5 protein-coding genes are annotated in these 3975 nt (G+C 37.5%); 4 read left to right on the forward strand and 1 reads right to left on the reverse strand.

Annotated elements, in window-relative coordinates; genetic code table 11:
- The first annotated feature begins 117 nt into the window (after positions 1–117).
- The 3 genes from V7201_RS13115 to perR all read left to right on the forward strand — a co-directional run bounded on the left by V7201_RS13115 (position 118) and on the right by perR (position 2172).
- The gene (locus tag V7201_RS13115; RefSeq protein ID WP_335377188.1) at positions 118–1062 is read left to right on the forward strand and encodes a D-2-hydroxyacid dehydrogenase; all 945 of its coding nucleotides are present in this window, start codon (positions 118–120) and stop codon (positions 1060–1062) included.
- Between the two features lie 2 nt (positions 1063–1064).
- Entirely contained in the window at positions 1065–1619 is a 555-nt protein-coding gene (locus tag V7201_RS13120; protein ID WP_335377189.1) for a cob(I)yrinic acid a,c-diamide adenosyltransferase, read from the forward strand.
- Between the two features lie 109 nt (positions 1620–1728).
- Positions 1729–2172 carry a peroxide-responsive transcriptional repressor PerR gene (perR, locus tag V7201_RS13125; RefSeq protein ID WP_438825048.1) on the forward strand — a complete coding sequence of 148 codons (444 nt, stop codon included), beginning with the start codon at positions 1729–1731 and terminating at the stop codon, positions 2170–2172.
- Positions 2173–2360: 188 nt separating this feature from the next.
- Here the strand turns inward: perR and V7201_RS13130 are convergent, their stop codons facing one another.
- Positions 2361–2714 carry a YgzB family protein gene (locus tag V7201_RS13130; protein WP_438825049.1) on the reverse strand — a complete coding sequence of 118 codons (354 nt, stop codon included), beginning with the start codon at positions 2712–2714 and terminating at the stop codon, positions 2361–2363.
- 157 nt (positions 2715–2871) lie between these two features.
- Here V7201_RS13130 and V7201_RS13135 point away from each other — a divergent pair, with 157 nt between their 5' ends.
- Complete coding sequence (locus V7201_RS13135; RefSeq protein ID WP_335377192.1) at positions 2872–3747, forward strand: nucleotidyltransferase-like protein; 876 nt, start codon at positions 2872–2874, stop codon at positions 3745–3747.
- The last annotated feature ends 228 nt before the right edge of the window (positions 3748–3975 follow it).

Here is a 3975-nt window from a genome sequence, read left to right on the forward strand (position 1 = left end):
GGCGCTTACGCTTTTTGTTATGCGTATTTCTAGTTTTTTAGGCTTAGAAGTTGTTATGAAGATTGAAAATTAATACAATTAAGAAATACAACTATAGATTTGAAGGGTTGGATCCAATTGAAAATTTATTCATCTATACTGCCTGCAGATGAATTGCAGACTGAAGTGAAAATGGCATTTCCTCAAGTGAACTTTGAATTTCATAAGGGAATAAAGGAAGATCTATTTTTAAATGCTGAAGTATTTATTACATATGGTGAAGATTTAACGGAGGAACTCGTTTTAAAAGCTGATAAATTAAAATGGATCATGGTGATGTCAGCTGGTTTGGAAAAAATGCCGTTCGATGCCTGTAAACAAATGGGGATTTTAGTTACAAATGCACGCGGAATTCATAGAATCCCGATGGCTGAATTTACAATCGGCATGATGCTGCAGAATGTAAAGCGCATGAAAACACTATGGGAAAACGAAAGTAACCAAGTATGGGAACGTAAACTGCCGATGGGGGAATTGTTCGGCAAAACATTGCTCATTCTAGGTATAGGGGCAATCGGTGGAGAAGTTGCCAGGTTGGCAAAAGTGTTCCAAATGAAAACAATTGGTATTAACCGCAGCGGTGAAAAGGCAGAATGGGCTGATGAAATTTATATGATGAAGGATATTAAAGAGGCGTTGCCAGAAGCGGATTTCATTGTTTCCGTTCTGCCAAGCACAAATGAGACAAAGCATCTCCTCGATGAAAGCCATTTTGATCTAATGAAGGATTCAGCCGTGTTCATAAATATTGGCCGCGGAGATTTAGTGGAAGAAGAAGTAATATTGGCTGCCCTAAGAGATAGAAAGATTGCGCATGCATATTTAGATGTTTTTTATACTGAGCCGTTGGCAGAAGATCATCCTTTTTGGAGTATGGATAATGTTACGGTAACTCCGCATATTTCAAGTTTAACGAAAAACTATATGCCTAGATCTTTTGAAATTTTTAAACATAATCTGCATACATATATTAAAAAGCGTGCGGACTATGTCAATGTAATCGACATGGACAGGGGGTACTAGGAATGAAGATTTATACTAAAACAGGTGATAAGGGAACAACCTCGCTCATTTACGGAACACGTGTCAGCAAAAACGATGCAAGGGTTGAAGCATATGGTACTTGCGATGAAACCAATTCGATGATCGGTCTCGCGCTTAGTTATTTGAATGGTGAGTATTTTAGCGGAAAGGAAGAATTGCAGTCAATCTTCCATAAAATTCAAACCGTCTTATTCCATGTTGGCGCAGAGCTTGCTACGCCAGCAGGCAAGGAAGTGAAATGGAAACTGGAACAAAAGGATATTGAAGAATTAGAACAGACGATTGATTCATGGGATGCAGCATTGCCGCAATTAACCAACTTCATTCTTCCAGGGGGAAATCAAGCTGGAGCTGCCCTTCATGTAGCAAGAACAATTGCAAGAAGAGCTGAGCGTCAGGCGGTAGAAATTGGTGATGAAGTAAATCCGCTTGTCCTTTCTTACTTGAACCGGCTGTCAGACTTTTTATTTGTAGCTGCAAGATATGTTAATATGCACCTTGGTTCAAAGGAACAGACACTGCACGAAGGAAATTGATAAAATCTTGATTCTGTAGGTTGTTATATTGACAAAAGTGGAATTAAATTAGTACACTAATTATAAATATTATAAAATAAGAATAATAATCTTAAGAAAAGTGAGGTGCATGGCGGTGGTACAGAGCCAGTTAAAAGAAGCCTTGGATACCTTGAAGGATACAGGAGTCCGTATTACTCCGCAACGTCATGCGATACTCGAATATTTAATAAACTCAATGTCGCACCCTACAGCAGACGAAATCTATAAGGCGCTGGAAGGGAAGTTCCCAAATATGAGCGTCGCGACAGTTTATAACAATTTGAGAGTATTCCGTGAAGTTGGACTAGTGAAGGAACTGACCTATGGAGATGCCTCAAGCCGTTTCGATTATGTGACTAGCCATCATTATCATGTGATATGCGAAAAATGTGATAAGATTGTTGATTTTCATTACCCTGGACTCGATGAAGTGGAACAATTAGCTTCGCATGTGACAGGATTTAATGTCGGCAACCATAGAATGGAAATTTACGGAACTTGCCCGGATTGCTCAGCTAAAGAAGCGCATTAATTAACACTGGTGGCGAAAGCTATCAGTTTTCTTTTTTAGGCTCTCTTTTCATATTCATTGAAGCATTTGCAACTTTTGAAGGAGTCTTTCAGAAAAAGAACAAAACTATATAAGAAAAACTCGGCAGATGCGCCGAGTTTATTTTTGTTTTGTGCTGTTTTCATAGCATTTAGTTACTGACACATACACTAAAGCTTTTCTTGTTTCCGATTATATTTTTCATCAAAATCCTTGCCTTCTAGATTTGGGTCAAGGGTTAAAGGTTCGTTGCAATACATGCACATATCTACCCTGCCAAGAACTTTTGTCTGCTTGCCGCAATTCGGACAGACAACCTGAACAGTTTTGGTGGAAAGCATTCCAATCCAAAAATAAACGGCTGTGCTCGCGATAATGAAAAGAAGTCCCACTAACATGAAGATTGTCATGACAACTGGAGAATTGCGAAAGAAGATGCCGCCGTACATAACAATGAAGCCGATGAAGATCAGGCTTAGTGCAAAAGTTCTAATTTTATTTATTTTACTAGAATATTTAGCCATCAATTTCCCTCCCTAAAAACTAACTATATCATATCATTTTCGGCATGATAAAACATAATCACTCTTAAATGATTGTCGAAAAATGTCTAGAGAATTTGCAGGAGATTTTATATAATTGTCGAACATATATGCTAACAAACAAATGGAGGAGTTTATTATGGAGGATATCCTTCGTTCTATATATCAAGAACGCGCAAGTCACCCTAATACAATTGGAGTGGTGATGGTCGAGAAAAGGCAAAAAGCCATCCCAACCACCGATACATTTGATGTTATTCTGCTTATTATTGTTAAAGAAAATGATGATCCTGTGTTCGTAAAACACTATTCTTATGGCGACAAGAAAGCTGCTATGCACATTGTGACTGAAAAGCAAATCCATGATTGGCTCTTGATTGGAAATAACAAAAGAATTTTTGACTGGCTTTATAACGGTAAAATCATTTTTGATCGAAATGAGCGTATTGCCAATCTAAAACATGAATTAAGAGAATTTCCTTTCTTCGGCAGAAAAATTAAGATGGGAATTGAATTCTCAAAATTAATAAGAAGATATACAGACGGTAAAGCTTTTTTTGACAATTACCATTTTCTCGATGCCTATAACCATGTGGTTCATTCCTTGCACCATTTAGCAAGGCTTGCTGTAATCGAAAACGGATTTCATCCTGAGGTGACCGTCTGGCATCAAGTCAAACAAATTGAACCGGAAATTTATAAGTTATATGAAGAGCTTGTCTGCAGTGAAGAAACAATTGAAAAAAGATTGGAGCTTTTATTTCTTGCAAGTGAATTCCTTATTCATAAAAGAACAAAAATAGGCACCCAGCACCTTCTTGAAGTGCTGCAGGAAAATGAATACTGGTCTTTTAATGAGATGATGACGCATTCTGAGCTGGTTCCGTATTCTGTTGATCTTGGGATACTTGTTGAGTATTTAATTGAAAAGAAAATCATTGCCGTTGTTAACGTTGAAACGAAGGGGCAAGGCATTTACCACAGATATTATCAGGTCCTGGAAAAATTATCGTGAAAAAATAAAAAAAGCTGTTGACCTTTCAAAAAATACTTGGTATATTAATAACCGTCGCTGCGAAACACAGAAAAAACATTTTCGCGGCAGACGGTTGAAAACAGAAAAAAGCGTTTTTCAAACGAAAACATTCTTTGAAAAAAGTGTTGACACAAAAAACGCTGAATGGTATATTAGTAAAGTCGCTTCTGGGCGACACGCTAACTAACTTGCTCTTTGAAAACTAAA

Origin of the sequence: Bacillus sp. JJ1122, from assembly GCF_036964885.1 — a bacterium.
Taxonomy (GTDB): Bacteria; Bacillota; Bacilli; order Bacillales; family Cytobacillaceae; genus Mesobacillus.